The 25,289-nt window shown below is 61.0% G+C and carries 22 protein-coding genes; 8 read left to right on the top strand and 14 right to left on the bottom strand.

From position 1 onward, the window contains the following. The first annotated feature begins 431 nt into the window (after positions 1-431). Positions 432-2,837 (top strand): maltodextrin phosphorylase, encoded by a 2,406-nt coding sequence (gene malP / locus ACJ8MK_RS17275; RefSeq protein ID WP_033649338.1) that lies wholly within the window; start codon positions 432-434, stop codon positions 2,835-2,837. 9 nt (positions 2,838-2,846) lie between these two features. Continuing rightward, positions 2,847-4,937: a 4-alpha-glucanotransferase gene (malQ, locus tag ACJ8MK_RS17270; protein ID WP_442517923.1), complete on the top strand. Its 2,091-nt coding sequence runs from the start codon at positions 2,847-2,849 to the stop codon at positions 4,935-4,937. Positions 4,938-5,007: 70 nt separating this feature from the next. Here the strand turns inward: malQ and nfuA are convergent, their stop codons facing one another. Together nfuA and gntX are read right to left on the bottom strand one after the other, a co-directional pair. Further along, entirely contained in the window at positions 5,008-5,583 is a 576-nt protein-coding gene (nfuA, locus tag ACJ8MK_RS17265; protein WP_004930777.1) for a Fe-S biogenesis protein NfuA, read from the bottom strand. 58 nt (positions 5,584-5,641) lie between these two features. After that, positions 5,642-6,325 (bottom strand): DNA utilization protein GntX, encoded by a 684-nt coding sequence (gene gntX, locus ACJ8MK_RS17260; protein WP_060449763.1) that lies wholly within the window; start codon positions 6,323-6,325, stop codon positions 5,642-5,644. 40 nt (positions 6,326-6,365) lie between these two features. On the opposite strand from gntX, the gene bioH reads away from it, so the two are divergent. Both bioH and ACJ8MK_RS17250 read left to right on the top strand, forming a co-directional pair. After that, on the top strand, positions 6,366-7,136 hold the full coding sequence (gene bioH, locus ACJ8MK_RS17255) for a pimeloyl-ACP methyl ester esterase BioH (RefSeq protein WP_060439511.1): 771 nt from the start codon (positions 6,366-6,368) through the stop codon (positions 7,134-7,136). Positions 7,137-7,406: 270 nt separating this feature from the next. After that, positions 7,407-7,691 carry a YdgH/BhsA/McbA-like domain containing protein gene (locus ACJ8MK_RS17250; protein ID WP_004930765.1) on the top strand — a complete coding sequence of 95 codons (285 nt, stop codon included), beginning with the start codon at positions 7,407-7,409 and terminating at the stop codon, positions 7,689-7,691. A gap of 43 nt (positions 7,692-7,734) precedes the next feature. On the opposite strand, the gene ACJ8MK_RS17245 is transcribed toward ACJ8MK_RS17250, so the two are convergent. The 5 genes from ACJ8MK_RS17245 to greB form a co-directional block, all read right to left on the bottom strand. Then, entirely contained in the window at positions 7,735-7,974 is a 240-nt protein-coding gene (locus ACJ8MK_RS17245; protein WP_041037028.1) for a FeoC-like transcriptional regulator, read from the bottom strand. Continuing rightward, positions 7,974-10,289, bottom strand: coding sequence for a Fe(2+) transporter permease subunit FeoB (feoB, locus tag ACJ8MK_RS17240; RefSeq protein ID WP_442517922.1), 2,316 nt, complete (start codon positions 10,287-10,289; stop codon positions 7,974-7,976). Before feoB ends, ACJ8MK_RS17245 begins: the two co-directional genes overlap by 1 nt. A 72-nt stretch (positions 10,290-10,361) precedes the next feature. Next, a complete protein-coding gene (gene feoA / locus ACJ8MK_RS17235) occupies positions 10,362-10,586 on the bottom strand; it encodes a ferrous iron transporter A (RefSeq protein WP_060439507.1) in 225 nt (74 codons plus the stop codon). Positions 10,587-11,195: 609 nt separating this feature from the next. Beyond that, positions 11,196-13,529 (bottom strand): Tex family protein, encoded by a 2,334-nt coding sequence (locus ACJ8MK_RS17230; protein ID WP_193168800.1) that lies wholly within the window; start codon positions 13,527-13,529, stop codon positions 11,196-11,198. A 157-nt stretch (positions 13,530-13,686) separates the two neighbouring features. Further along, positions 13,687-14,160 (bottom strand): transcription elongation factor GreB, encoded by a 474-nt coding sequence (gene greB / locus ACJ8MK_RS17225; RefSeq protein ID WP_033636315.1) that lies wholly within the window; start codon positions 14,158-14,160, stop codon positions 13,687-13,689. 230 nt (positions 14,161-14,390) lie between these two features. Here greB and cbpA point away from each other — a divergent pair, with 230 nt between their 5' ends. From cbpA to envZ, 4 genes are all read left to right on the top strand, one after another. After that, a complete protein-coding gene (gene cbpA / locus ACJ8MK_RS17220) occupies positions 14,391-15,353 on the top strand; it encodes a curved DNA-binding protein (protein WP_442517921.1) in 963 nt (320 codons plus the stop codon). A 5-nt stretch (positions 15,354-15,358) separates the two neighbouring features. Next, positions 15,359-15,664, top strand: a complete 306-nt coding sequence (locus ACJ8MK_RS17215; protein ID WP_033636313.1) for a chaperone modulator CbpM — start codon at positions 15,359-15,361, stop codon at positions 15,662-15,664. Between the two features lie 257 nt (positions 15,665-15,921). Next, complete coding sequence (ompR, locus tag ACJ8MK_RS17210) at positions 15,922-16,641, top strand: osmolarity response regulator transcription factor OmpR (RefSeq protein WP_004709363.1); 720 nt, start codon at positions 15,922-15,924, stop codon at positions 16,639-16,641. Then, the gene (gene envZ / locus ACJ8MK_RS17205; RefSeq protein ID WP_033636312.1) at positions 16,638-18,008 is read left to right on the top strand and encodes a two-component system sensor histidine kinase EnvZ; all 1,371 of its coding nucleotides are present in this window, start codon (positions 16,638-16,640) and stop codon (positions 18,006-18,008) included. The genes ompR and envZ overlap by 4 nt, the downstream gene beginning before the upstream one ends. Positions 18,009-18,042: 34 nt before the next feature. On the opposite strand, the gene ACJ8MK_RS17200 is transcribed toward envZ, so the two are convergent. The 7 genes from ACJ8MK_RS17200 to ACJ8MK_RS17170 form a co-directional block, all read right to left on the bottom strand. Beyond that, positions 18,043-18,522: a type II toxin-antitoxin system VapC family toxin gene (locus tag ACJ8MK_RS17200; protein WP_033636311.1), complete on the bottom strand. Its 480-nt coding sequence runs from the start codon at positions 18,520-18,522 to the stop codon at positions 18,043-18,045. Beyond that, positions 18,519-18,782 carry a FitA-like ribbon-helix-helix domain-containing protein gene (locus ACJ8MK_RS17195; RefSeq protein ID WP_004930730.1) on the bottom strand — a complete coding sequence of 88 codons (264 nt, stop codon included), beginning with the start codon at positions 18,780-18,782 and terminating at the stop codon, positions 18,519-18,521. The genes ACJ8MK_RS17200 and ACJ8MK_RS17195 overlap by 4 nt, the downstream gene beginning before the upstream one ends. Before the next feature lie 126 nt (positions 18,783-18,908). Continuing rightward, positions 18,909-20,528, bottom strand: coding sequence for a phosphoenolpyruvate carboxykinase (ATP) (pckA, locus tag ACJ8MK_RS17190; RefSeq protein WP_015379308.1), 1,620 nt, complete (start codon positions 20,526-20,528; stop codon positions 18,909-18,911). Positions 20,529-20,723: 195 nt separating this feature from the next. Then, positions 20,724-21,602: an Hsp33 family molecular chaperone HslO gene (hslO, locus tag ACJ8MK_RS17185; RefSeq protein ID WP_033636310.1), complete on the bottom strand. Its 879-nt coding sequence runs from the start codon at positions 21,600-21,602 to the stop codon at positions 20,724-20,726. 25 nt (positions 21,603-21,627) lie between these two features. Next, complete coding sequence (hslR, locus tag ACJ8MK_RS17180; protein WP_033636309.1) at positions 21,628-22,035, bottom strand: ribosome-associated heat shock protein Hsp15; 408 nt, start codon at positions 22,033-22,035, stop codon at positions 21,628-21,630. After that, positions 22,032-22,712 carry a GMP/IMP nucleotidase gene (gene yrfG, locus ACJ8MK_RS17175; RefSeq protein ID WP_442517920.1) on the bottom strand — a complete coding sequence of 227 codons (681 nt, stop codon included), beginning with the start codon at positions 22,710-22,712 and terminating at the stop codon, positions 22,032-22,034. The genes hslR and yrfG overlap by 4 nt, the downstream gene beginning before the upstream one ends. Positions 22,713-22,810: 98 nt before the next feature. Continuing rightward, the gene (locus tag ACJ8MK_RS17170) at positions 22,811-24,946 is read right to left on the bottom strand and encodes an intracellular growth attenuator family protein (RefSeq protein ID WP_033649328.1); all 2,136 of its coding nucleotides are present in this window, start codon (positions 24,944-24,946) and stop codon (positions 22,811-22,813) included. Positions 24,947-25,289 lie beyond the last annotated feature (343 nt).

Below are 25,289 nucleotides of genomic sequence, written 5' to 3'. Positions count from 1 at the left end.
GCCGGGATTGGAGTGGCGCTAATTATTTTATGGTTCGTAATTAATAGCTCCCCCTAACTTCTGCCAACCCTAAACGTATTGCAACAAGCTTCCGCATCGGCTTGGAGTTAAGTTGCTATCGATCACACTTTTTTACGTTTGGCGTCGGCGCGCGGCGTTGCGGTTGCAGATCGCATTTCCGGCCATGCACAAAACTTCAGCAGTGCGAATACTTGTGCTAACGTCATGGCTAACGTTCTCAGTGCTCGCCGCACGCGTTGGCGGGCTTTTTTGCATCGTTGCAAGGGAGTCAAACAGTGCCTGAGATCACAATTCCAGCTACGCCCCAATCCTCCTCCCCAGCTAATCCCCAGGCGGGATGATGCCGTCAGGCTTTCTCACCGGCACGATAGCGGCAATTTGACCCACTTACTGGATAGAGAGTTTTCCTTATGTCACAGCCTACGCTCAAGAAGGATGCTTTTCTGGCGGCGCTTGCCCGTCAGTGGCAACGGTTCGGCCTCAGTTCCGCACAGCAGATGACGCAACATCAATGGTGGGAAGCCGTCAGTGCGGCGCTGGCCGAGCAGCTGGCCGCACAGCCGGCGCCGCGCAAAAGCGCCAAACCGCTGCGCCACGTGAACTACATCTCGATGGAGTTTCTGATCGGCCGGCTGACGGCGAACAACCTGATCAACCTGGGCTGGTACGACACCGTCGAGCAGGCGCTGGCGGAGCAGAACGTCAAGCTGGCGGATCTGCTGGAGCAGGAAACCGATCCGGCGCTGGGCAACGGCGGGCTGGGGCGGCTGGCGGCCTGTTTCCTTGACTCGATGGCGACGGTGGAGCAACCGGCCACCGGGTATGGGCTGAACTACCAGTACGGGCTGTTCCGCCAGTCGTTCCAGGGTGGGCAGCAGCAAGAGGCGCCGGATAACTGGCAGCGCGAGAGCTACCCGTGGTTCCGCCACAACGCCGCGCTGGCGGTGGACGTGGGCATCGGCGGCAAGCTGGAAAAGCAGGCCGACGGCCGCGAACTGTGGCGCCCGGCCTTCACCCTGCGCGGCGAAGCCTGGGATCTGCCGGTGCTGGGGTATCGCAACGGCGTGGCGCAGCCGCTGCGCCTGTGGCAGGCGACCCATCAGCATCCGTTCAACCTGAGCGATTTCAACGACGGCAAATTCCTGCAGGCGGAGAAGCAGGGCGTAGAAGCCGACAAGCTGACCAAGGTGCTCTACCCGAACGACAACCATCAGGCCGGCAAGCGCCTGCGCCTGATGCAGCAGTATTTCCAGTGCGCCTGCTCGGTGGCGGACATTTTGCGCAAGCACCATCAGGCCGGCCGCAAGATTGAAGAGCTGCCGAAGTACGAAGTGATCCAACTGAACGACACCCACCCGACCATCGCCATTCCGGAAATGCTGCGCATTCTGCTGGACGAACACCAGCTGGAGTGGGAGGCGGCCTGGGCGATCACCAGCAACACTTTCGCCTATACCAACCACACCCTGATGCCGGAAGCGCTGGAGTGCTGGGATGAAAAACTGGTGCGCAGCCTGCTGCCGCGCCATTTCTCCATCATCAAACAGATCAACGCCAGGTTCAAAAAGCTGGTGGATAAGCACTGGCCGGGCGACGAGGCGGTGTGGGCCAAACTGGCGGTGCACCACAACAAGCAGGTGCGCATGGCCAACCTGTGCGTGGTCAGCGGCTTTGCGGTCAACGGCGTGGCGCAGCTGCACTCGGATTTGGTGGTGAAGGATCTGTTCCCGGAATATCACCAGCTGTGGCCGAACAAATTCCATAACGTCACCAACGGCATCACGCCGCGCCGCTGGCTGAAACAGTGCAACCCGGCGCTGTCGGGCCTGATCGACGAGACGCTGAAGGTGGAATGGGCGAACGATCTCGACGCGTTGCGCGGGCTGGAAAAATTCGCCGACGACGCGGCGTTCCGCCAGCGTTATCAGCAGATCAAACGCGACAACAAGGTGGCGCTGGCCCATTACGTGCACGGCGTGATGGGGTTGACGCTCGACCCGGACGCGATTTTCGACGTGCAGATCAAGCGTCTGCACGAGTACAAACGCCAGCACCTGAACCTGCTGCACATCCTGTCGCTGTATCGCCAGCTGCGCGACAACCCGAATCTGGACATCGTGCCGCGCGTCTTCCTGTTCGGCGCCAAGGCGGCGCCGGGCTACTACCTGGCGAAGAACATCATTTACGCGATCAACCAGGCGGCCGAGAAGATCAATAACGATCCGCTGGTGAAAGACCGCCTGAAAGTGGCGTTCATTCCCGACTACCGCGTGTCGGTGGCCGAACTGATGATCCCGGCGGCGGATATCTCTGAGCAGATCTCCACCGCCGGCAAAGAGGCCTCCGGCACCGGCAATATGAAGCTGGCGCTGAACGGCGCGCTGACGGTCGGCACGCTGGACGGCGCCAACGTCGAAATCGCCGAGCAGGTGGGCGAAGACAATATCTTTATCTTCGGCAATACCGTGGAGCAGGTGAAGGCGATACTGGCGAAGGGCTACGATCCGCTCAGCTACCGCAAGAAAGACAAGCACCTGAAGGCGATTTTGGATGAGCTGGCGAGCGGCGCGTTCAGCCACGGCGACAAGCACGCGTTCGACATGATGCTGCACAGCCTGCTGGAGGGCGGCGATCCCTATCTGGTGTTGGCGGACTTCGCCTCGTATTGCCAGGCGCAAAGCCGGGTCGATGAACTGTACCGCGATCGGGACGAATGGACGCGGCGGACTATCCTTAACACCGCGCGCGTCGGCATGTTCAGCTCGGATCGTTCGATCCGCGATTACCAGCAGCGCATCTGGCAAGCCAAACGTTAAGGAGAACGAATGGATCGCAAGCGTATCGATCAGGCGGCGGCACAGGCGGGGATCGCCGCCGATTTCATCAATGCCCACGGCAAGCGGCAGGCGATTGAACCGGAGACCAAGCGCAAGCTGCTGGCGGCCATGAATCGGGCCGAAGCCGCGCAGGAAGGGGCGGCGTCGCCGTTACCGGCGGTCAAGGTGTTCTATCAGGGCGCGCCGTTGGCGTTGACCCCGGCGGGCGAAGGCGAGTACCTGTGGGCGCTGCAGCGTGAAGACGGCGAATGCCTGCAGGGGCGCGTCGGCGCGCGCAAGACCCTGACGCTGCCGGGCGATCTGCCGGCGGGCTACCACCAATTGACGCTGAGCCAGGGCGCGCGGCAGTGGTCATGTCGAGTGATCGTCGCGCCGAGGCGCTGCTTCGAGCCGAACGCCTTGCTGACCGGCAAGAAGCTGTGGGGCGCCTGCGTTCAGCTGTATACGCTGCGTTCCGATCGCAACTGGGGCATCGGCGATTTCGGCGATCTGCGCCTGATGGTGGAGCAGGTGGGGGAACGCGGCGGCGCTTTCGTCGGCCTCAATCCGATCCATGCGCTGTATCCGGCCAACCCGGAGAGCGCCAGCCCCTACAGCCCCTCGTCGCGCCGCTGGCTGAATCTGGCGTATATCGACGTCAACGCGGTGGAGGATTTCCAACGCAGCGACGCGGCTCAGCGCTGGTGGCAGAAGCCGGCGACGCAGAAGCAGCTGGCCAAGGCGCGCGTCGCGGAGTGGGTGGATTACACCGCCGTGATGCAGCTGAAGCTGACGGGGCTGAAGCTGGCGTTCCCGCTGTTTCAGGCGCGCAAGCCGAACGACGCGCAGCGTCAGGCATTCGAACGGTTCGTGACTGAGGGCGGCGAAAGCCTGTATCAGCAGGCGGCGTTCGATGCGCTGCATGCCCACCTGGCGGCCAAAGACGCCAGCCAGTGGGGGTGGCCGGCCTGGCCCGAGCGCTATCGGCGTGGGCAGAGCGAAGCGGTGCGGCAGTTCTGCGATGAGCATCAGGACGCGGTCCGCTTTTACCTGTGGCTGCAGTGGCTGGCGGCCACGCAGTTCGCGCAGTGTTTCGAACAGAGCCGGCAGCAGCAGATGCCGATTGGCCTGTATCGCGATCTGGCGGTCGGGGTGGCGGAAGGCGGGGCGGAAACCTGGTGTGACCGCGAACTGTACTGCCTGAAAGCGTCGGTCGGCGCGCCGCCGGACATCCTGGGGCCGCTCGGGCAAAACTGGGGGTTGCCGCCGATGGATCCGCACGTGATGGCGGCGCGCGGTTATCAGCCGTTCATCGATCTTTTGCGCGCCAACATGACCAGCTGTGGCGCGCTGCGCATCGATCACGTCATGGCGCTGCTGCGGCTGTGGTGGATCCCGTATGGCGAAACCGCCGATCGCGGCGCCTACGTCAAATACCCGGTGGACGATCTGCTGGCGGTGCTGGCGCTGGAAAGCCAGCGCCACCGCTGCATGGTGATCGGCGAGGATCTCGGCACCGTGCCGGTGGAGATCGTCGGCAAGCTGCGCGACAGCGGCGTCTATTCCTACAAAGTGCTGTATTTCGAAAGCGACGGCGAACACCATTTCCGCGCGCCGCAGGCCTATCCGGTGCAGGCGATGGCGACCATCACCACCCACGATCTGCCGACGCTGCGCGGCTACTGGCAAAGCGACGATCTGACGCTCGGCAACCGGCTGGGCCTTTACCCGGATGCGGAGATCCTGCGGGCGCTGTTCGCCGATCGGGAACGCGCCAAGCAGGGGCTGCTGGACGGGTTGCATCGCTATGGCTGCGTGCCGCAGAAGGTGGGCAAGAAGGCGGCGCTGCTCGGCATGAGCCCGCTGCTTAACCGCGGCCTGCAGCGCTATGTCGCCGACAGCGCCAGCGCCCTGCTCGGCCTGCAGCCGGAAGACTGGCTGGACATGGCCGATCCGGTCAATATTCCCGGCACCAGCGATCAATACCCTAACTGGCGGCGCAAGCTGACCGAAACGCTGGAGGAGATGTTCGCCGATCCGCGGATAAACCGGTTGCTGAAGGATTTGGACAAACGGCGGCGCAAGGTGTCGGTGGGCTGAAAACGACAATGCCGGAACGGGTTTCCCCCTTCCGGCATTGTGTTATCCACCGCGGCGCGAGCGCCGGGGATCAGTAATAGGAGTGCTCGCCGCGCTGGTGCTCGGTCAAATCGCGCACGCCTTTCAGCTCCGGGAATTTCTGCAGCAGCTCTTTCTCGATGCCTTCTTTCAGCGTGACGTCGACCATCGAACAACCGTTACAGCCGCCGCCGAACTGCAGGATCGCCATGTTGTCGTCGGTGATCTCCATCAGCGTCACGCGGCCGCCGTGGCCCGCCAGCTGTGGGTTGATCTGCGACTGCAGCACGTATTCCACGCGCTCCATCAGCGGCGCGTCGTCATCGACCTTGCGCATCTTGGCGTTTGGCGCTTTCAGCGTCAGCTGAGAACCCAGCTGGTCGGTCACGAAGTCGATTTCGGCGTCTTCCAGATACGGCGCGCTCAGCTCATCGACATAGGCGGACAGTTTGTCGAACTTCAGTTCGGTATCCGTCGCTTCTACCGCGTCCGGCGGGCAATAAGAGACACCGCATTCGGCCGTCGGCGTGCCCGGGTTGATCACGAATACGCGGATTTGGGTGCCTTCTTCTTGATTTGCCAGCAGTTTGGCAAAGTGTTCCTGTGCAGCATCTGTTATACGGATCATAGCATTAGCTCAATAGTTGACTTCTATAGTCGGTTATAATACGCCCATTGCCGTGGCACTACAACGTGCGGCAAACGCACCATATCTGCACCGAGGCGGCGCCTTGCCGCCGCAACAGCGCCGCGATTTCCGCGACGGTGCTGCCGGTGGTCACCACGTCATCCACCAAGGCGATATGCCGGCCGGCGACCGGCACCGTGCAGGTGAAAGCGCGCTGCAAATTGCGCCTGCGCGCTCCGGCGCTCAGCCGCTGTTGCAGGGCTGTCTTGCGCACCCGGCGCAAAGCGGCGGGCCAATAGGCGCAGCCCAGCCAGCGCGCCAGCGGCCGGGCCAGCAGATCGCTCTGGTTATAACCACGGCGCCAACAGCGTGATGTATGCAAGGGTACCGCTAAAATCAGGTCGGGTCTGTTCAGATTCTGCTCTCTGCGCGTCTGCTGCCACCGCAACAGCATCAGGCGCGCCAGCGTCGGCGCCAGCTCGGGCGCGCGGTGAAACTTGAACCTCTTTACCAGTTGGCTGAGGGGCGCAACGTAGTCGCCGACGAACACCAGCCGCTGCCAGGGCGGCGGCCGTTGCAGGCAGCGGCCGCAGGGGGTTTGCGTCTCCCCGGCGGGCAATCCGCAGCGCGGGCAACACGGCGGGTGGGCCGGCAGATGGCGCAGGCAGCAGCTGCAAATGCCATGACGCATCAGGCTCAACGGCTGTCGGCATAGCCAACAGCGGCTGCGGATTGATAGCATAGAGCCTCCGAGACGGATAAGCATGAAAGGACAATAACCAATGACAGCGCTGTACTGGCAAACAATAGGTGAGGGCGAACGCGATCTTGTGCTGCTGCACGGCTGGGGCTTGAACGCCGAAGTGTGGAGTTGCATTCAGGCGCGACTGGCGCCACATTTTCGCCTGCACCTGGTCGATCTGCCGGGTTATGGCCGCAGCCAGGGGTTCGGCGCGTTGTCGCTGGTGCAGATGACGGAAATCGTGCTGGCGGCCGCCCCGCCGCAGGCCTGGTGGCTAGGCTGGTCGCTCGGCGGACTGGTGGCCAGCCAGGCGGCGCTGATGCAGCCCGAGCGGGTCAAGGGGCTGATCACCGTAGCCTCCTCGCCGTGCTTTGCCGCCCGCGATGAGTGGCCGGGGATCCGCCCGGACGTGCTGAGCGGTTTCCAGCATCAGCTGAGTCTGGATTTCCAGCGCACCGTCGAGCGTTTTCTGGCGTTGCAGACGCTGGGCACCGAGAGCGCGCGTCAGGATGCGCGCCAGCTGAAAGCGGTGGTGCTCAGCCAACCGACCCCGAGCGTCGAGGTGTTGAACGGCGGGCTGGAGATCCTGCGCACCGCCGATCTGCGCGTGCCGCTGGCGGAGTTGAATCTGCCGCTGCTGCGGATCTACGGCTATCTGGACGGGCTGGTGCCGCGCAAGGTCGCCGAGCTGCTCGATGCCGCCTGGCCGCATTCTGCGTCGCAGATCGTGGCCAAAGCCGCCCATGCGCCGTTTATCTCTCATCCCGATGAATTTGTGACGATGATCGAAGCGTTTATTGCAGCACATTGAATCCGGTGGGAAATCGCACGATAGGGCGCTAAAAAAAACGCCGCCGGGTGGATAAAAGACAAAGCTGTTCGATACTTAGTGAGTCAATGCGTTGGCTGCAAAATGAAAAGACCGCGTGCGGCGCTTTTCATTTTGGCGTTTCGTCTCTGGGAAACAGGCCCCGTCAGGGAAAGCAACGAGGCCTGAGGATGTCGCGGCAGCCTGCGGTACTACGCATGGATTCTTGACGGCTTTCATAACAGATAAATTATCCATTGAGAGGTTAGTGTCATGAAATCATTGAAGATGATTATTGCAGCGGCAGTGCTGGGTTCGGTGTCTTTCGGCTCCATGGCGGCAACCCTGCTGACCAAGGAAGATCTGGATAAGAACCCGGGTAAATACGAGAAGATCGGCACCGTCACCACGACGGCGGAAACCACGTCACCGATGGATGCCAAGGAAGAGCTGTCCAAACTGGCTGACGAAAAGGGCGGTCAATACTACGTGATCCTGGCAGGCCGCGAACACGGTAAATTCAGCGCCATCGCCGAAGTTTACAAAGACAAGCAATAAGCCTTGAACGGCAAAGGGGCGCCCGTCATGGCGCCCCTGATCGTCAGGCCTTCAGCCGATAGAACACCGTGCTGCACCCCTCCCCCTGCGGGCAGCTTTTGCAACTGCCGCTCAGACAGGCGCCGTCATCCTGTTCGATGCGTTCCACTTTTCCCATCGCCGTCAATCGATCCAGCATCGCCTGCACCAGCGGCAGTGGCGTCGCCAGCGAGTGGCTGAGCTGCTGCGCCTGGGCGCTGCCGCGCAGCGCCAGCGCATCGCGCACCTGCAGCAGCCCGGCCATCAGTGACAGCTCCCTTTGGCGCTCTGGCAACAGGCCGCCGGCGTGGCGTTGCCCAGGCGCACCGTGACGCGGCTGCGCGCCCGGCGCAGGCCGAACAGCACCAGCAGATTCACCAGCACCACTGCCAGGATCGCCGTCAGGCTGTACTGCGGGTGTTGGTTGAAGGTGGCCGCCTGATAGAACAGCGTCGCCAGCGAGTAGGCCACGTTCAGCCCCCACAGAATAGAGAAGGTCATCCAGCCGCGGCTCGATTCACGGGCGATGGCGCCCATCACCGAGACGCAAGGCACATACAGCAGCACGAAGATCAGATAGCTGTAGGCGGAGATGCCGGAGCCGAATTTGCTGCTCATCACGCCCATCGAGCCGACGCCCATCTCGCCGTCGCCCTTGCTGGCTTCGATCGGGTTGGAGAGCACGCTCAGGCTGAAGGTATTTTTCAGGCCGTCCCAAGTTTCGTTCAGCGCGCCGCCCAGTTCATCGAGCAGGTTGAAGTTGGCGGCGTCGAACGCCTCTTTGTTGATGCGCTCGGCGGTGTACAGCGTATTCAGCGTGCCGACCACCACTTCTTTCGCCATCGCGCCGGTCACCAGCCCGACGGTGGCCTGCCAGTTATCGCTGTGGACGCCCATCGGCTGCAGCAGCGGCGTCAGCACCCTGGAAACCGAGGCCAGCGCGGAGTCGTTGATGTTGTCGACCGTCTTGCCGCTGAACGAGAAGCTGTTCAGGCCGCCGATGAATATGCTGGCCACCACGATCACCTTGCCGGCGCGCAGCACGAAGCCTTTCAGCCGCTGCCAGGTTTGCAGCAGCAGGCTTTTCAGGTGCGGCACGTGGTAGACCGGCAGCTCCATCACGAACGGCGAGGCTTCGCCGCGCATGAGGGTGTATTTGAGCACCAGGCCGGTAAGGATCGCCACCGCAATGCCGAGCATGTACAGCGAGAACACCACCCCGGCGCCGTCCTGGCCGAAGAAGGCGGCGGCGAACACCGCGAAGATCGCCAGACGGGCGCCGCAGGACATGAACGGCGCCATCATGATGGTGATCAGGCGCTCGCGCTGGGCATCCAGCGTCCGGGCGCCCATGATGGACGGCACATTGCAGCCGAAGCCGACGATCAGCGGCACGAAGGATTTGCCCGGCAGCCCGAGCGCCTGCATCAGGCGATCCATCACGAACGCCGCGCGCGCCATGTAGCCGGAATCCTCCAGGAACGACAGAAACAGGTACATCATGCCGATCTGCGGCACCAGCGGCAGCACGGTATTGATGCCGCCGCCGACGCCCTGCGCCAGGAAAACGGTCAGCCAGTCGGGGAAGTGCAGGGTGTAGCCGAGCCACTGAATGCCCTGAATGAAGATCGCCGCCGAGCCGATATCGAAGATCGGCTGCAGCGCACCGCCGATGTTGATCGCCAGCAGGAACATCAGGTACATCACCAGCAGGAAGATCGGCACGCCCAGCCAGCGGTTGAGGATCACTTTATCCAGCAGCTCGGTCAGACGGTTGGGCATCGCCTGCTGCGAGTTGCTGACCTCATCGCACAGGGCGGCGATGGACTGGTAGCGCGCGTCGGCGATCACCAGCGCCGGATCTTCCTGCTGCTGCTGTTGCAACGCCTGGGCAGCCGCAGGCAACAGCGCGACGGCGGGACCGGCCAGCCGGTGGCTGTAGATGTCGCCTTCCAGCATTTGCAATGCCAGCCAGCGGCGCTGCACCGCCGGCAGCGTTTGCGGCATGGCGTCGCTCAGCGTGGCGACCGCTTTCAGCAACAGCGGTGGGTAGTTCACCAGCGCCTGCTGTTCGTTGATGTGATGATTGTCGATCATCTGTTTCAGCACGCCGATGCCGTCGGCGCGGGTGGAGACCATCGGCACTACCGGGCAGCCGAGGCGCGCCGACAGCGCGGCGACGTCGATATCGATATGCTGACTTTTGGCGATGTCGAGCATGTTCAGCGCCACGATGCAGGGAATGCCCAGCTCCAGCAGCTGCAGCGTCAGGTAGAGGTTGCGCTCCAGGTTGGAGGCGTCGACCACGTTGATCAGCAGATCGGCATCGCCGCTCAAAATGTAGTGGCAGGCGATCTGCTCGTCGAGCGAGGTTTGCTCTGAAATGGTGGTCAGGGAGTAGGTGCCGGGCAAATCGACCAGCCGCACGTCGGACTGCGGGGTGGTGAAATGGCCTTCTTTGCGTTCGACCGTCACGCCCGCCCAGTTGCCGACCCGTTGGCGTGCGCCGGTCAGCTGGTTGAACAGCGTGGTTTTGCCGGAGTTCGGGTTACCGATTAAGCCGATGGTGAGTTTTTTCATAGTTCAGCGTGTCGTCTTCAAGGAGAACAGCGCCGGCGCAAAGGCGCGTCGGCAAACGGAGAGCGTGTCGGCTCAGGGCTGGCCGTCGAGCTGCAGCAGCGCCAGATCCTTCCTGCGCAGCACCAGGCTGACGCGGCGAGTTTTAATTTCTATCGGATCGCCTAGCGGTGCGATGCGCACTACGTCGAACGAAGAGCCGGGCAGCATGCCGAGCGATAACAGTTTCTGGCGGTAGGCCGGCGCAATTTCACCGGAAAAGCCGACAATCTTATACGTGCGTTTAGGTTGGAGCTGCATGTGATTAACCTTCCGGGTGCCGATGAGCATCGGGCTGATGATAATTGGACGTTGCCGGCGAAAATGCCACGCCGTCGGCGGTATTCATCCATAAGGTCATGCAATAAAGTGAGCGCAAATAATAGTAATTATCATTATCGCGTTCAATACAAAAAGTAAGGGTATTGTAACCAATTATTATGGCGTCGACAGTTTTTGATGGCGTTGTCTTGATTAACGACGTTTTACCACCGGTTGCGCTGGGGAACAAATGAGAATGGCGAGTTAAATCAGTTACGTATTTGTAGCCGAGTTTTCTTGTTTGCAAATATAGATGGTTTTTTCCCTTTATTTATTTCCACCGAAAGGCAATTCGATAACATTATTCCGCCGTAATGCGAGCGGTAACCATTTGTGTTTCTCTCACAATTCGCGAGATGAAAAATGCGTGTTAACGAAGTTGTTAATAAATGGCTGCAGAAGGGATTGTTGTTGCCTGAATAATGGGAGGGTGGTCACGCAGGCGCGGGAAATAAAAAGATGACGGTTTATTGAGGCGGGTCAAGAAATGCCGCAAGTTTTATTCATCAGAAAGGGGCGGAGCAGGCTCCGCCCCCTGTTGGATCTGACTTAGCGTTTCTTGCCGAATGCCGCCGCCAGCGCGTCGCCCATGGCGCTGTTGCCGGCCGGCGCCGCGTTGCGCGGTTTGGCCTTGTTGCCGCCCGCCGAACGGTTGGTGTGGTCGCGCGTCTGTGCAGGCGCGTTGCCGCCGCGGCGCGGTGAACCTTCGCCCGGCTGCTCATCCAGGCGCATGCTCAGCGCGATGCGTTTACGCTGCAGATCGACTTCCATCACCTTCACTTTGACGATGTCGCCGGCCTTCACCACGGTGTGCGGATCTTCAACGAACTTGTCCGCCAGCGAGGAGATGTGCACCAGGCCATCCTGATGCACGCCGATATCCACGAAGGCGCCGAAGTTGGTGACGTTGGTGACCGACCCTTCCAGGATCATGCCCACCTGCAGATCGTTGAGGGTTTCCACGCCTTCGGCGAAGGTGGCGGTTTTGAACTCCGGACGTGGATCGCGGCCCGGCTTCTCCAGCTCTTTCAGGATGTCGGTGACCGTCGGCACGCCGAACTTGTCGTCGGTGAAGTCGACCGCTTTCAGGCTGCGCACCGCCGAGGCGTTGCCCATCAGGTCCTGCAGCGCCTGCTCGGTGGCGGCCAGGATGCGCTGCACCACCGGGTAGGCTTCCGGGTGAACGGTGGAAGCGTCCAGCGGGTTGTCGCCGTGGTTGATGCGCAGGAAGCCGGCGCACTGTTCGAAGGCCTTCGGCCCCAGGCGGCTGACTTTCAGCAGTTGCTCACGGTTGCTGAAGCGGCCGTTCTCGTCGCGCCAGTTGACGATGTTCTGCGCCATCATGCGCGTCAGGCCGGCCACGCGGGTCAGCAACGGCACCGACGCGGTGTTCAGATCGACGCCGACGGCGTTCACGCAGTCTTCCACCACCGAGTCCAGCTTCTTCGCCAGCTGGCTCTGGCTGACGTCGTGCTGATACTGGCCGACGCCGATGGATTTCGGGTCGATTTTCACCAGCTCCGCCAGCGGATCCTGCAGACGACGGGCGATGGACACCGCGCCGCGCAGCGACACGTCGAGATCCGGGAACTCCTGCGCCGCCAGTTCGGACGCGGAATACACCGACGCGCCCGCTTCGCTGACGATCACTTTCTGCGCCCGGACCTCGCCGAACTGCTTTTGCAGGTCGAGATAGAAACGCTCGGTTTCACGCGAAGCGGTGCCGTTGCCGATGGCCACCAGCTCCACGTTGTGTTTGATGCACAGCGCCGCGACGATGGCGGCGGCTTTGGCCGCTTGCCCGGTGTGCGGGTAGACGGTGTCGGTGGCGACCAGCTTGCCGGTCGCGTCGACCACGGCGACTTTCACCCCGGTGCGCAGGCCCGGATCGAGGCCCATGGTGGCGCGCATGCCGGCCGGCGCGGCCATCAGCAGATCGTGCATGTTGCGGGCGAAAACGTTGATCGCTTCATCTTCCGCGCGCTCGCGCACCGTGCCCATCAGCTCGGTTTCCAGGTGCAGCAACACCTTGATGCGCCAGGTCCAGTTGACCACCGCCTTGCGCCAGGCGTCGGCCGGGGCGTTGTTCAGGCGCAGGTTGAGGTGATTGATGATGATCAGCTCCGCCTGGCTTTCGCGCGGCGCTTCCTCAAACTGCGGATCGGCGTTCAGCGCCAGCTGCAGCACACCTTCGTTGCGGCCGCGGAACATCGCCAGCGCGCGGTGCGAAGGCACCTGGGAAATCGGTTCGTGGTGATCGAAATAGTCGCGGAACTTGGCGCCTTCTTCTTCCTTGCCCTCGACCACTTTGGACACCAGATGGGCGTTTTTCCACAGGTAGTCGCGCACCTTGGCCAGCAGCGAGGCATCTTCGGCGAAGCGCTCCATCAGGATATAGCGCGCGCCGTCGAGGGCGGCTTTGACGTCCGCCACGCCCTTGTCGGCGTCGACGTAGCGTTCAGCCAGCTGTTCCGGCTGCTGTTGCGGATCCAGCCACAGCGCGTCCGCCAGCGGTTCCAGACCGGCCTCGATGGCGATCTGGCCGCGGGTGCGGCGCTTCGGTTTGTACGGCAGATAGAGGTCTTCGAGTTCGGTCTTGCTCAGCGTGGCGTTGATCGCCCCCGCCAGTTGTTCGGTCAGTTTGCCCTGTTCATCGATCGACTTCAGGATGGTCTGACGACGATCTTCCAGTTCACGCAGATAACCCAGGCGGGTTTCCAGCTGGCGCAGTTGGGTGTCGTCCAGGCCCCCGGTGACTTCCTTACGATAGCGTGCAATAAAGGGCACGGTATTACCTTCATCCAGCAGACGGATGGCGGAGTCGACTTGCTCCGGCCGGGCCTGCAGTTCTGTTGCAATAATGCGGCTCAGTGGGTCATTCATAGGTCTGGTATCTGTATTGAGAACGGTGAATAAACAGGGGACAGTTATACGGATTGATCGGGGAAAATGCCAGTGGAGCGGGCCGCCGCCGCGCGGCCGCCGCGTGGAGAACTGCGCAGGCGGCGGCGTTGGCGGCGGTTCGGAAAAAGCTGAAAGCTTACTTCGGGTAGTCTATCTCGTTAACGTACCACTGCGCCTCGCCCAGCGGCGTATTGACGGTGGCGACGTCGCCGACCTCTTTTTTCAGCAGGGCGCGCGCCATCGGCGCGTCGATGGAGATGTAATCCTTGCGGCCGAAGATCTCGTCGTAACCGACGATGCGAAAGCGTTTGGTCTCGCCGTCGTCGTTCTCCACTTCCACCCAGGCGCCGAAGAACACCTTGCCTTCCTGCTGCGGAGAGTAATCGACGATCTTCAGCTGCTCCAGGCATTTGGTCAGATAGCGGACGCGGCGGTCGATCTCGCGCAGCCGCTTCTTGTTGTACTGGTAGTCGGCGTTTTCGCTTCTGTCGCCCAGGCTGGCGGCCCAGGTCACTTTCTTGGTCACCTCGGGGCGTTCTTCGCGCCAGAGGTAATCCAGCTCTTGCTTGAGCTTGTCATACCCTTCACGGGTTATCAGTTGAGTTCTCATGGTGATTTATCTTTATGGGGCCACCGCCACAGTGTACGTGAATGCGGGGGGCTTTAGAAATGGCGCGCGGGCCTGCGCGTTGCCGCACGGTTGTTATTCAGTTTGCGCAGCTTTTAACAATCGGGAGTATGCTTAGCGATAGCGGAAAAGGAATGTGACGAAAGGAGGATATCTGGCGAGAGAGACAAGGAATTTTGGCGCACAACCCAACACATTGAAGGTATTACCGCATGGAATTTAAAGATTACTACGCAACGATGGGCGTTGAGCCCAACGCCGATCTGAAAACCATCAAAACGGCCTACCGCCGGCTGGCGCGTAAATATCACCCTGACGTGAGCACCGAAGAAGACGCCGAGAGCAAATTCAAGGAGCTGGCCGAAGCCTATGAGGTGCTGAAGGACGAAGAGCGCCGCGCCGAGTACGATCAGATCCGGCTGCACCGCAACGATCCGAACTTTGGCCGCCAGGCGCGCGGCGATCGCGGCGGCTACCAGCAGAGCGCTTCATGGCACGGCGGCGGCGCCGACGCGCAAGACTTCTCCGATTTCTTCGAAAGCATGTTCGGCGGGCGTGCGGCGGGCGGGTATCGCTCCGCTTCGCACTCGCACGGCGGGCATGGCTTCCGCGGCCAGGATCTCGAGATGGAGGTGCCGCTGTTCCTCGAGGAAACGCTGCATGGCCAAAGCCGCGAGATCTCCTACAAGCTGCCGGTGTACGACGAGCTGGGGCGGCAGGTGAGCGAAGCCAGCAAAACGCTGAACGTGAAAATCCCGGCCGGGGTGGGCGACGGCGAGCGCATTCGCCTCAAGGGGCAGGGCGTTGCCGGCGTGGGCGGCGGCCAGAACGGCGATCTGTATCTGGTCATCCGCCTCGCGCCGCATCCGCTGTTTGAGATCGACGGCCACAACCTGAGCATCGTGGCACCTCTCGCCCCTTGGGAGGCGGCGCTCGGCGCCAGCATTGAGGTGCCGACGCTGACCGGCAAAATCGCGTTGACCGTGCCGGCCGGCAGCCAGAGCGGCAAACGGCTGCGGGTCAAGGGCAAGGGGCTGGCGGGCAAGAAAGAGCCCGGTGACCTGTATGTCATTCTCAAGGTGGTGATGCCGCCGAAGCCGAACGAGAAGGCCAGCGCCCTGTGGCGAGAACTGGCTGAACAGGCGGCGTTCAACCCGCGCGCGGAATGGGAGTAAAGCACATGATGAAGAAAGAGATCACTTTCACCGTGGTGGAACTGTGCCAACGGGTGGAGATTTCAGAGGATGAGCTGGTCGAGATCGTTGGCCTGGGCGTGATCGTGCCGCTGGAGCCGGCGCAGCCGAGCTGGGAGTTCGACTACCCGGCGCTGAGCCATCTGCAGCGTGCGCGCAGGCTGCGGGCCGAGCTGGATCTGGATTGGCCGGGGATCGCCATGGCGCTGACGTTGCTCGATCGGGTTGAGGCGCTGCAGCAAGAGAACCGGCAGCTGCGCCGGCAGCTGGCGCGTTTCCTGCAGACTTCCTGACTCGCCGTCAAAACGCCACCGTGCGGTTTGCCGGTGGCGAAATTGCGTAAAATTGGGCCGCGGCCCCACATTGCGCTGATAAAGGGCGATATTTTGACGAACCCCCGTCGACATTCACTGAAAATTGTTGATAAATGGGGAAAAGAATAAGCTTTGTAACAATTTCGTCTAGAATACATACCATTAAACGCTGTCTCAAATGGCAAGGTTTTCTAACAATATTCGAGTCAGGCAATAAAGCCTTTGGGAGTAATACCATGCAAGAGAATCATAAGATCCTGGTTGTCGATGATGACATGCGCCTGCGCGCACTTTTGGAACGTTATTTAACCGAGCAGGGCTTCCAGGTTCGCAGCGTTGCCAACGCTGAGCAAATGGATCGCTTGCTGACCCGTGAATCCTTCCATTTGATGGTGCTCGATCTGATGTTGCCGGGCGAAGACGGCCTGTCCATCTGCCGCCGCCTGCGCAGCCAGAGCAACCCGATGCCGATCATTATGGTCACCGCCAAAGGTGAAGAGGTCGATCGCATCGTCGGGCTGGAAATCGGCGCCGACGACTACATTCCTAAACCGTTTAACCCGCGTGAGCTGTTGGCTCGCATTCGTGCAGTGCTGCGCCGCCAGGCTAACGAGCTGCCGGGCGCGCCTTCGCAGGAAGAAGCGGTGATCGCGTTCGGCAAATTCAAACTGAACCTCGGCACCCGCGAGATGTTCCGCGAAGACGAACCGATGCCGTTGACCAGCGGCGAGTTCGCGGTACTGAAGGCGCTGGTCAGCCACCCGCGTGAACCGCTGTCGCGCGATAAGCTGATGAACCTGGCGCGTGGCCGCGAATACAGCGCCATGGAGCGCTCCATCGACGTGCAGATCTCTCGCCTGCGCCGCATGGTGGAAGAAGATCCGGCGCATCCGCGTTATATCCAGACCGTTTGGGGTCTCGGCTACGTGTTCGTCCCGGACGGCAGCAAGGCATGAGGCGATTACGCTTTTCACCGCGTAGCTCGTTTGCCCGAACCCTGTTGTTGATCGTCACCCTGCTGTTCGTCAGCCTGGTGACGACCTATCTGGTGGTGCTGAACTTCGCCATCCTGCCCAGCCTGCAGCAGTTCAACAAGGTATTGGCCTACGAAGTGCGTATGCTGATGACCGATCGGCTGCAGCTGGAGGACGGCACGCTGCTGGAAGTGCCGCCGGCGTTCCGCCGCGAGATCTACCGCGAACTGGGCATCTCTCTCTACACCAACTCGGCGGCGGAGGAGAGCGGCCTGCGCTGGGCGCAGCACTACCAGTTCCTCAGCCAGCAGATGGCGCAGCAGCTCGGCGGGCCGACCGATGTGCGGGTGGAGGTGAACAAGAACTCCCCGGTGGTGTGGCTGAAAACCTGGCTGCAGCCCGATATCTGGGTGCGCGTGCCGCTGACGGAAATCCACCAGGGCGACTTCTCTCCGCTGTTCCGCTATACGCTGGCGATCATGTTGCTGGCGATCGGCGGCGCCTGGCTGTTTATCCGCATTCAAAACCGCCCGCTGGTGGAGCTGGAACATGCGGCGCTGCAGGTGGGCAAGGGGATTATTCCGCCGCCGCTGCGCGAGTATGGCGCTTCCGAAGTGCGGTCGGTGACTCGCGCATTCAATCAGATGGCGTCGGGCGTCAAGCAGCTGGCGGATGACCGCACCTTGCTGATGGCCGGGGTTAGCCACGATCTGCGCACGCCGTTGACGCGTATCCGGCTGGCGACGGAGATGATGAGCGCCGAAGACGGCTATCTGGCCGAGTCGATCAATAAAGACATCGAAGAGTGCAACGCCATCATCGAGCAGTTCATCGATTATCTGCGCACCGGGCAGGAGATGCCGACCGAAAGCAGCGATCTGAACGCCATTTTGGGCGAGGTGGTCGCGGCGGAAAGCGGCTATGAGCGGGTGATTGAAACCGCGCTGTCGCCGGGTGAACTGATGATGAACGTGCACCCGCTGTCGATTAAGAGGGCGGCGGTGAACATGGTGGTGAACGCGGCGCGTTACGGCAACGGCTGGATCAAGGTCAGCAGCGGCCGCGAGCTGCAGCGCGGCTGGTTCCAGGTGGAAGACGACGGCCCGGGCATCAAGCCGGAAGAGTTGAAGCACCTGCTGCAGCCGTTCGTCCGCGGTGACAGCGCGCGCAGCACCAGCGGCACCGGTCTGGGGCTGGCGATCGTGCAGCGTATTATCGATGCGCACGACGGTGAGTTGGAAATCGGCACCAGCGAACGCGGCGGGCTCTTGATCCGCGCGTATATTCCGTTGCCGATGGAGAAAAAAGAGTCGGCCAACGGCCATCAAACCGCCAGGGAAAACGCCTGACGCGCTTGGCGCGGGCCGCGTCGTTGCGGCCCCGTCAGGACTTCCTGCTCATCACGTAGTATTCCGCCGCATCCTCATGCAACCGACGGCCGGTCGGCGCCTGCCACGGATCGATTAACTCGATGCCGCAGTGGAGGAAGTCTTTGGTGTTGCGGGTGGCCAGGGCGGCGCCGTAATGCAGGCAGGTGGCGGCGATTTGGGCATCCGGCACGCTCATCGCTTTACCCAGAAGCCGATTCCTTGCCGTCAATTCCGCGTATTGCATCGCGCACAGCCCATCAAACGGCAATATCTGCCCCTCGAACTTCAATTCAAGAGCGTCCGCCAATTTGAGCTTGAGATCCCGCTGGCGCTTGCCGTCAGGCATGCAGGCGACGCCGCTGAACAGTTCGGCCAGGACAATGGCGCTCAGATAGAGATCGTCATTGTCCTTTTCATTTAGCCAGTTAATGACGTTGTAGTACGGGCTGGGGCGCAGCGTTTCTGAAATGACGTTGGTGTCGAGAATGATCATGCGTTGTCATCTTCATCATCAAAGGTGACGATGCGTGGTGGCACGGCGTCACGCGGTGGGATCTCCAGCTCGACGCCGCCAAATTCGGCGAAGTGCTGATGCATCCAGGTACCCAATCCATAGCGCGGCGGCTTTTTCACCAGCGCCTGTTTCAGGATCATGCGCGCTTCCTCTTCCATGGAATGGCCGTTTTTCGCCGCTGAAATACGCAGCAGCTCTTTGATTTCGTCGTCCAGATTTCTGACGGTGATAGTAGCCATTGAAACCTCCTTTGCTATCAATGATTGCATTGACTTATTTTCTCGCCTTGCTGGTTAAAAAGCAATCGCTGAAAATAAAAAAAGGCGCGGGATCCGCGCCTTAGCTGAAGAGGTAACGCTACCGAATTACAGCTTAGGGCCGGCGCTGACCAGCGCGGCGCCCGCAGGCGTGTCGGTGTATTTGTCGAAGTTGGTGATGAAGCGCTCGGCCAGATCCTGCGCTTTTTCCTGCCACTGCTCGAGGCTGGCGTAGGTATTGCGCGGATCGAGGATCTCCGGGTTCACGCCCGGCAGCGCGGTCGGCATCGCCAGATCGAAGATCGGCAGGGTGACGGTTTCCGCCTTGTCGATTTCACCGCTCAGGATGGCGTCGATGATGCCGCGCGTATCTTTGATCGAGATGCGCTTACCGGTACCGTTCCAGCCGGTGTTGACCAGGTAAGCCTGGGCGCCGGCGGCCTGCATGCGTTTCACCAGCACTTCGGCGTACTGCGTCGGGTGCAGCGACAGGAACGCGGCGCCGAAGCAGGCGGAGAAGGTTGGCGTCGGTTCGGTGACGCCGCGCTCGGTGCCGGCCAGTTTGGCGGTGAAGCCGGACAGGAAGTGGTACTGAGTCTGGTTGGCGGTCAGGCGCGATACTGGCGGCAGCACGCCGAAAGCGTCGGCGGTGAGGAAGATCACCTTGGTGGCGTGACCCGCCTTGGACACCGGCTTGACGATGTTTTGAATATGGTAGATCGGGTAAGAAACGCGGGTATTCTCGGTTTTCGAACCGTCGTTGAAGTCGATGCTGCCGTCGGCCAGCACGGTGACGTTTTCCAGCAGCGCGTCGCGTTTGATGGCGTGGTAGATGTCCGGCTCGGCTTCTTCAGACAGCTTGATGGTCTTGGCGTAGCAGCCGCCTTCGAAGTTGAACACGCCGTCGTCGTCCCAGCCGTGCTCGTCATCGCCGATCAGCTGACGCTTAGGGTCGGTGGAGAGGGTGGTTTTGCCGGTGCCGGACAGGCCGAAGAACACCGCCACGTCGCCTTTCTCGCCCACGTTGGCCGAGCAGTGCATCGAGGCGATGCCTTTCAGCGGCAGCAGGTAGTTCATCATCGAGAACATGCCTTTCTTCATTTCGCCGCCGTACCAGGTGCCGCCGATCAGCTGCATGCGCTCGGTCAGGTTGAAGGCGACGAAGTTCTCCGAGTTCAAGCCTTGCTGCTGCCAGTTCGGGTTGGTGCATTTGGCGCCGTTCATCACCACGAAGTCCGGCTCGAAGTCAGCCAGCTCTTCGTCGCTCGGGCGGATGAACATGTTTTTCACGAAGTGCGCCTGCCAGGCGACCTCGGTGATGAAGCGCACTTTCAGGCGCGAGTCGGCGTTGGCGCCGCAGAAGGTATCCACCACGAACAGGCGCTTGCCGGAAAGCTGTTCGGTGACCAGGTGTTTCAGATCGGCCCACACTTCCGGGCTGAGGGGTTTGTTGTCGTTTTTGCCTTTGCCCTGATCGGCCCACCACACGGTATCGCGGGTGATGTCGTCGCGGACGATGTATTTGTCTTTCGGCGAGCGGCCGGTGAAGATGCCGGTATCGACGGAGACGGCACCCAGCTTGGTGACTACCCCACGCTCAAAACCTTCCAGAGATGGGTCTGTTTCTTCCTTAAACAGCAGTTCATAGCTCGGGTTGTGAACGATTTCGCTAACGTCGTGAATGCCGTAAGCGGCCAGATCCTGAGGGGTTATACCTTTAACGCGCATGTTACTACTCCTTGGTCACAGAATTTCTGGCGGCAATTGTAGGGATCTAACGGTGCGTAACAGCGATGGGTATCAAATATTTAACGTTTTAGGCGGTATTTCGTTACGATCTGAGAGATAGCACACGGAAAAAAGCAAACGTGCAAACGGCGGGCGTTGGCGGGCGCCGGGCGCGCCCGCCGAAGGGGGTATAACTTAGTGCAACCTGTCGCTTTCGCCGGTATTACCCGCATACAAGGCGGCAACATCAACCGGGTCAAAGACATAGTGGCTGCCACAGTAGTCGCAGTGCATGTCGATATTGCCGTCCTGCTCCAGCATGTCCGCCACTTCATCGGTCGGCAGGGTCAGCAGTGCGTCGGCGCAACGCTGGCGTGAACAGGTGCAACGGAACTGCACGTCCTGCGGTTCGTACAGGGTGACTTCTTCCTGGTGATACAGGCGGTACAGCACTTCGTTGGCCGGCAGGCCGAACAGCTCTTCGCTTTTTACCGTGTTGGTCAGTTGCACCAGATGATCGAAATCATCGAGGTTGCCGTCCTGCGCCGGCAGCACCTGCAGCAGCATACCGGCCGCTGCGGCGTGGCCTTCCGCTTCGCCGGTGCGGATGAACAGGCGGGTTGGCAGCTGTTCGGACTGGCGGAAGTAGGCTTCCAGGCACTCGGCCAGGGTTTCACCTTCCAGGCCGACCACGCCCTGATAGCGCTCGCCTTCCGTCGGGGAAATGGTGATGACCATGACACCGTTGCCGATCATCTGATGCAGGGTGCTGTCGTCGGCGATAGGCGCCTGGGTGCGCGCAACGCCGCGCATCTCCTGGCGGTTGTTGCCGTTGATCACCGCCAGCTTCAGCGGGCCGTCGCCCTGCAGCTGCACGGTGATGTCGCCGTCGAACTTCAGGGTCGCGGTCAGCAGACTGGTGGCGACCAGCAGCTCGCCCAGCAGCTTTTGCACCGGCGCCGGGTAGTCGTGATTATTCAGGATCTGCTGATAGGTTTCGCTGACGGTAACCAGCTCGCCGCGCACCGCGTAGTTTTCAAACAGGTAACGGTGCAATTGGTCATGGTTGGACATAATCTTCTCTCATTGCGGTGAGGGGTTATTCCGGCTCACCAAATTTAAATTTCATCAGGTCGCGCCGCTCCTTTTTGTCCGGACGGCGGTCCGGATGCGGCATGGTCAACGCGTTCATCTTGCGCGCCAGCGCCATTTTTTCGCGGTTGGCGATGCTGGCTTCGGTTTCCTGATACATTTGCTGCGCCTCGCCGGCGCCGCGGCGTTGGCTGCTCAGCGCCAGCACGATCACGGTTCGTTCTTCGTTACCCTGCCGCAGCTTGAGCTCGGCGTTGAGTTCGACAATCTTGCTCGGCTTACCGCGCTGGCCGTTGTAATGCACCTTGCCGCCGTCGATCATTTCGCGCGCCAGCGCGCGGGTCTTGTAGAAGCGTGCGGCCCACAGCCACTTGTCCAGCCGGACCGCGTCGTCGCGCGTCGCTTTTTCCTTCATGCTTCCCCCTTGGCCAGCGCCGGTATCAGCAGGCGATAGTCGCGCATCGACGGATGGCGCTGGAAGCTTTTTTCCGCCGTGCTGGAGTCCGGGTTTTGCACGCCCAGGCAGTAACGAATGCCGAAAGCGCGCGCCGCGTCGAGGATCGGCTCGCCATCGTCGACGAACAGCGTGCGCTGCGGATTGAATCCGGTGTGCTGCTGCACCGCCTGCCACAGACGCTGATCTTCTTTCGGATAACCAAATGTGTGGGTGGAAAACAATAAATCAAGGTGCCGATCGAGGCCGGTATGCTCGATTTTCACCGCCAGGCTGTGCGGATGCGCATTGGTCAGCAAAATGGTTTGCAGGCCGGCGTCGCGCAGCGCCTGTAAAAACGGCTCGGTGTCTTCGCGCAGCCGGGCGCGGCTGCCCACTTCGCTGGTCATGCGGTAGATATCCAGATCCAACCGCTCGCTCCAGTAATCGAAGCAATACCAGTTCATGGTGTGCTGCACCGCATGATATTCCCGCTCAATGATATTGCGGGCTTCGTCGAACGGAATGGCGCGCCTTTCGCTCAGCGCCTGCGGCACCAGGCTGAGCCAAAAGTGGCTGTCGAACTCCAGATCCAGCAAGGTGCCGTCCATATCCAGCAGCACGGTATCGATCTGCGGCCAATCAAACTCGGGAACCATAAAAACTCCACGGGCGGACCGACGGGCGGTCCGCAGATGAGAATAATAGCGTTAGCGTAGCATAAGCAGATGACAGGGCGGAGGCCCCGACGCCAGGTTCAGGCCATCGGCCGCATCGACATCGGATTGAGCTGCGGATTGAAGCAGCTGTCGTAGTAACGCTGGATATCGGCGACGCGGTGCTGATTGATGCGCCGACGCTGCACCAGCCGCCAGGCGTTATAGCCCAGGCTGATGACCACCGCCAGCAACAGCAGGCTGGTACCGAGGTAGCGCCACAGGGTGATCATGTCCGGTTCGCTGTGCAGCGCCACGTGGCGGGTGCCGTTGGCGTCGACGCTGAGGCTGGTGATCACCCCCTGCGCCTGGAACGGGGTATGCAGCAGCAGAGTGGAAAGGCGCTGCAGCTCATTCCACTGGTCGAGGGCGTTGTATTCGCTCTGCGGCGCCGAGGATTGCGGGTGGCTGACCAGTTGGCGGCCTTCGTCGCTGCGGATCAGGAAACCGCCCGGCGGCGGGCTGTTGAGCGCCGCGGCGGCCAGACGCGTTTCATTGAAGATGAACGACGACGTGGCCACTTTGGTCAGGCTGTCCAGCGATTCGGCACTCACCGGGCGCAGCAGCACGTTGACGCCTTGCAGCGCGCCGGACCTGGCGCGTTTCACCAAACCGCTCCAGTTTTTGGCGTTACCCAGGTTGACCAGGGCGTTTTTCAACCGCACGCAGTCATTTTCTGCCTGACACAAATCCTGTGTTTTCAGAACGATATCAGAGAAGTCATCCAACAGGATCATGCCGGATTTCTCGATGGCGCTGGCCAACTGCGGGTTGACCTTCTGATCGGCGCCGCTCGGATGCAGCTGGCTGTTGACCGTAGCCAGCAGGGCCGTCGCTTTGTCTATGACTTCCGATTCCGGCTGCGGCAGCGGGGCGGCGTTGTTCCAATAAATGCCGGAGCAGTCGAACGGCGCGAAATTGGCGGCGCCGCCACCGTTGGCCGGCGGCGGCACATAGCACATGCCGCTGCCGCGCACTTTCAGCGTGTCGCCGATGCGCAGCGGCGTGGCCTCCAGCGCCTGTACGCTGGTCACTTCCACTTTTTGCGCGCCCTGCAGCCAGGCCATGCTGAGGGTCAGCGGCAGGTTGAGCGGGATATAGATCAGCAGCAACAGCAGCACCAGCGCCGAGCTGGCGACCAGCACCGCGTTGCGGCCCCACTGCTGCAGCGGGAAGTTCTTCACTTCGTCATGCAGCGAGAGGAAGCGCCCCTGGCGCACCACCTGCCGATTGAGGTAGACGTCCACGTCGGTGGTCTTGCCCAGGTCCTGCGTCAGGTAAGGCTGCCAATGCGGCGGGTAGATAAGATCGATGATGCCGAGCGAAATGTTGCTGATCTGCCCCTGGCCGGATTCGCCGAACAGGCCCCAGCGCTTCGGCGTGCCGCGCAGACAGTGGATCTCCTTCAGCTCGCGTGAGGCCGGGCGACGGAACAGATTCCAGCATCCCCAGGCGATCATCAGCACCGCCACGAAAATCATCCAGGGGATCACCAGCACCGGGCTTATCAGGCTGAAGAACAGCAGCAGCAGCGCAACGGAGATGATAACGGCTTCACGGATGCCGTTCGGCCGGTTCAGCGCATGCTCTTCCGGCGTTTCCTTGCGAATATTGACCAGCTCGACATGCTCGCTCTCCTCCTTGCGGATGGACGCGTTTTTGGTCGGCGCGGCGGTTACCACCGGCGGCTGCGGCCGGTCGTGAATATGATCTTTCAGCGAATGCCCGTTGAGCGAAATCACCAGCGGCAGCGTCTGGGTTCTGATCACTTCCACATGGTTGTCGGCGGTGATATAGGGCTCCCAGAACGGCGGCAGATGCACCTCTTCAGCGTCGAGGTAATAGCGCCATTTATTGGGATCGTCGCTGGCCAGCCCGTAGCGGGTGATGGCGTGCGTGACGGGATAAACGTTATCGCTTTGCGGGGTGAGCGCCAGCTTGGCCGCGGGCAGCGTAGCGCCGCCGCCGGGCAACAGTTTGTTGCTCAGCTTGTTTTGCTGATTGAGGTAGAATTCGACCGCGGCGCGCTCTTCGTCGGTCAGCTTGCGGTGGGCTGGTTTGATAAACGGCAGCGCGTGCGCCAGCGCCGACGGGTTGCGAGCCTTGAACCACAGGTACAGACCGGCGGCAATCAGACAGACAAGCACTAAGGCCAATATCAACACTATTGTGCTCATGCAATCCCCATCTCACACCGTGAATTTCGCCAACCTGATGAAAAGCTGAATATTATACGGAGTAAACCGCCAGGAGGCACCCAGAACTAATGAGGGAACAAACAGATTCTCGCTCTGGATCTCATTCCTTCATGACGCAAGGCCATTTTATCACTGATTCTTGCCTGCGTGATACTAGCAACCTGCCTCTGCCGTCGATATCGGCATTATCCTATTTTCTTGCACGCTGTTTGCTGAATCAGTACGGAAAATCGCCGGCCGCTGGCTACGCTTGTTAAAAGAAAGTAAATTACTGCTCATGCGCGTTGCAGCGGAGCTTGCCCTTAACGCACAATGTGATCAG

It is taken from the genome of Serratia sp. CY38905, assembly GCF_052168875.1.
GTDB lineage: Bacteria > Pseudomonadota > Gammaproteobacteria > Enterobacterales > Enterobacteriaceae > Serratia > Serratia sarumanii.
This window is presented reverse-complemented; position numbering and strand designations above follow the sequence as displayed.

Bases quoted from the DNA above. Each gene is read 5' to 3' on its own strand.
- hslO (WP_033636310.1), bottom strand. From the start codon at position 21,602: ATGTCCAACCATGACCAATTGCACCGTTACCTGTTTGAAAACTACGCG.
- ACJ8MK_RS17170 (WP_033649328.1), bottom strand. From the start codon at position 24,946: ATGAGCACAATAGTGTTGATATTGGCCTTAGTGCTTGTCTGTCTGATT.
- bioH (WP_060439511.1), top strand. From the start codon at position 6,366: ATGACAGCGCTGTACTGGCAAACAATAGGTGAGGGCGAACGCGATCTT.
- feoB (WP_442517922.1), bottom strand. From the start codon at position 10,289: ATGAAAAAACTCACCATCGGCTTAATCGGTAACCCGAACTCCGGCAAA.
- pckA (WP_015379308.1), bottom strand. From the start codon at position 20,528: ATGCGCGTTAAAGGTATAACCCCTCAGGATCTGGCCGCTTACGGCATT.
- yrfG (WP_442517920.1), bottom strand. From the start codon at position 22,712: ATGGTTCCCGAGTTTGATTGGCCGCAGATCGATACCGTGCTGCTGGAT.
- cbpA (WP_442517921.1), top strand. From the start codon at position 14,391: ATGGAATTTAAAGATTACTACGCAACGATGGGCGTTGAGCCCAACGCC.
- malQ (WP_442517923.1), top strand. From the start codon at position 2,847: ATGGATCGCAAGCGTATCGATCAGGCGGCGGCACAGGCGGGGATCGCC.
- feoA (WP_060439507.1), bottom strand. From the start codon at position 10,586: ATGCAGCTCCAACCTAAACGCACGTATAAGATTGTCGGCTTTTCCGGT.
- malP (WP_033649338.1), top strand. From the start codon at position 432: ATGTCACAGCCTACGCTCAAGAAGGATGCTTTTCTGGCGGCGCTTGCC.
- greB (WP_033636315.1), bottom strand. From the start codon at position 14,160: ATGAGAACTCAACTGATAACCCGTGAAGGGTATGACAAGCTCAAGCAA.
- envZ (WP_033636312.1), top strand. From the start codon at position 16,638: ATGAGGCGATTACGCTTTTCACCGCGTAGCTCGTTTGCCCGAACCCTG.
- ACJ8MK_RS17250 (WP_004930765.1), top strand. From the start codon at position 7,407: ATGAAATCATTGAAGATGATTATTGCAGCGGCAGTGCTGGGTTCGGTG.
- ACJ8MK_RS17200 (WP_033636311.1), bottom strand. From the start codon at position 18,522: ATGATCATTCTCGACACCAACGTCATTTCAGAAACGCTGCGCCCCAGC.
- nfuA (WP_004930777.1), bottom strand. From the start codon at position 5,583: ATGATCCGTATAACAGATGCTGCACAGGAACACTTTGCCAAACTGCTG.
- ompR (WP_004709363.1), top strand. From the start codon at position 15,922: ATGCAAGAGAATCATAAGATCCTGGTTGTCGATGATGACATGCGCCTG.
- gntX (WP_060449763.1), bottom strand. From the start codon at position 6,325: ATGCTATCAATCCGCAGCCGCTGTTGGCTATGCCGACAGCCGTTGAGC.
- ACJ8MK_RS17195 (WP_004930730.1), bottom strand. From the start codon at position 18,782: ATGGCTACTATCACCGTCAGAAATCTGGACGACGAAATCAAAGAGCTG.
- ACJ8MK_RS17245 (WP_041037028.1), bottom strand. From the start codon at position 7,974: ATGGCCGGGCTGCTGCAGGTGCGCGATGCGCTGGCGCTGCGCGGCAGC.
- hslR (WP_033636309.1), bottom strand. From the start codon at position 22,035: ATGAAGGAAAAAGCGACGCGCGACGACGCGGTCCGGCTGGACAAGTGG.
- ACJ8MK_RS17230 (WP_193168800.1), bottom strand. From the start codon at position 13,529: ATGAATGACCCACTGAGCCGCATTATTGCAACAGAACTGCAGGCCCGG.
- ACJ8MK_RS17215 (WP_033636313.1), top strand. From the start codon at position 15,359: ATGATGAAGAAAGAGATCACTTTCACCGTGGTGGAACTGTGCCAACGG.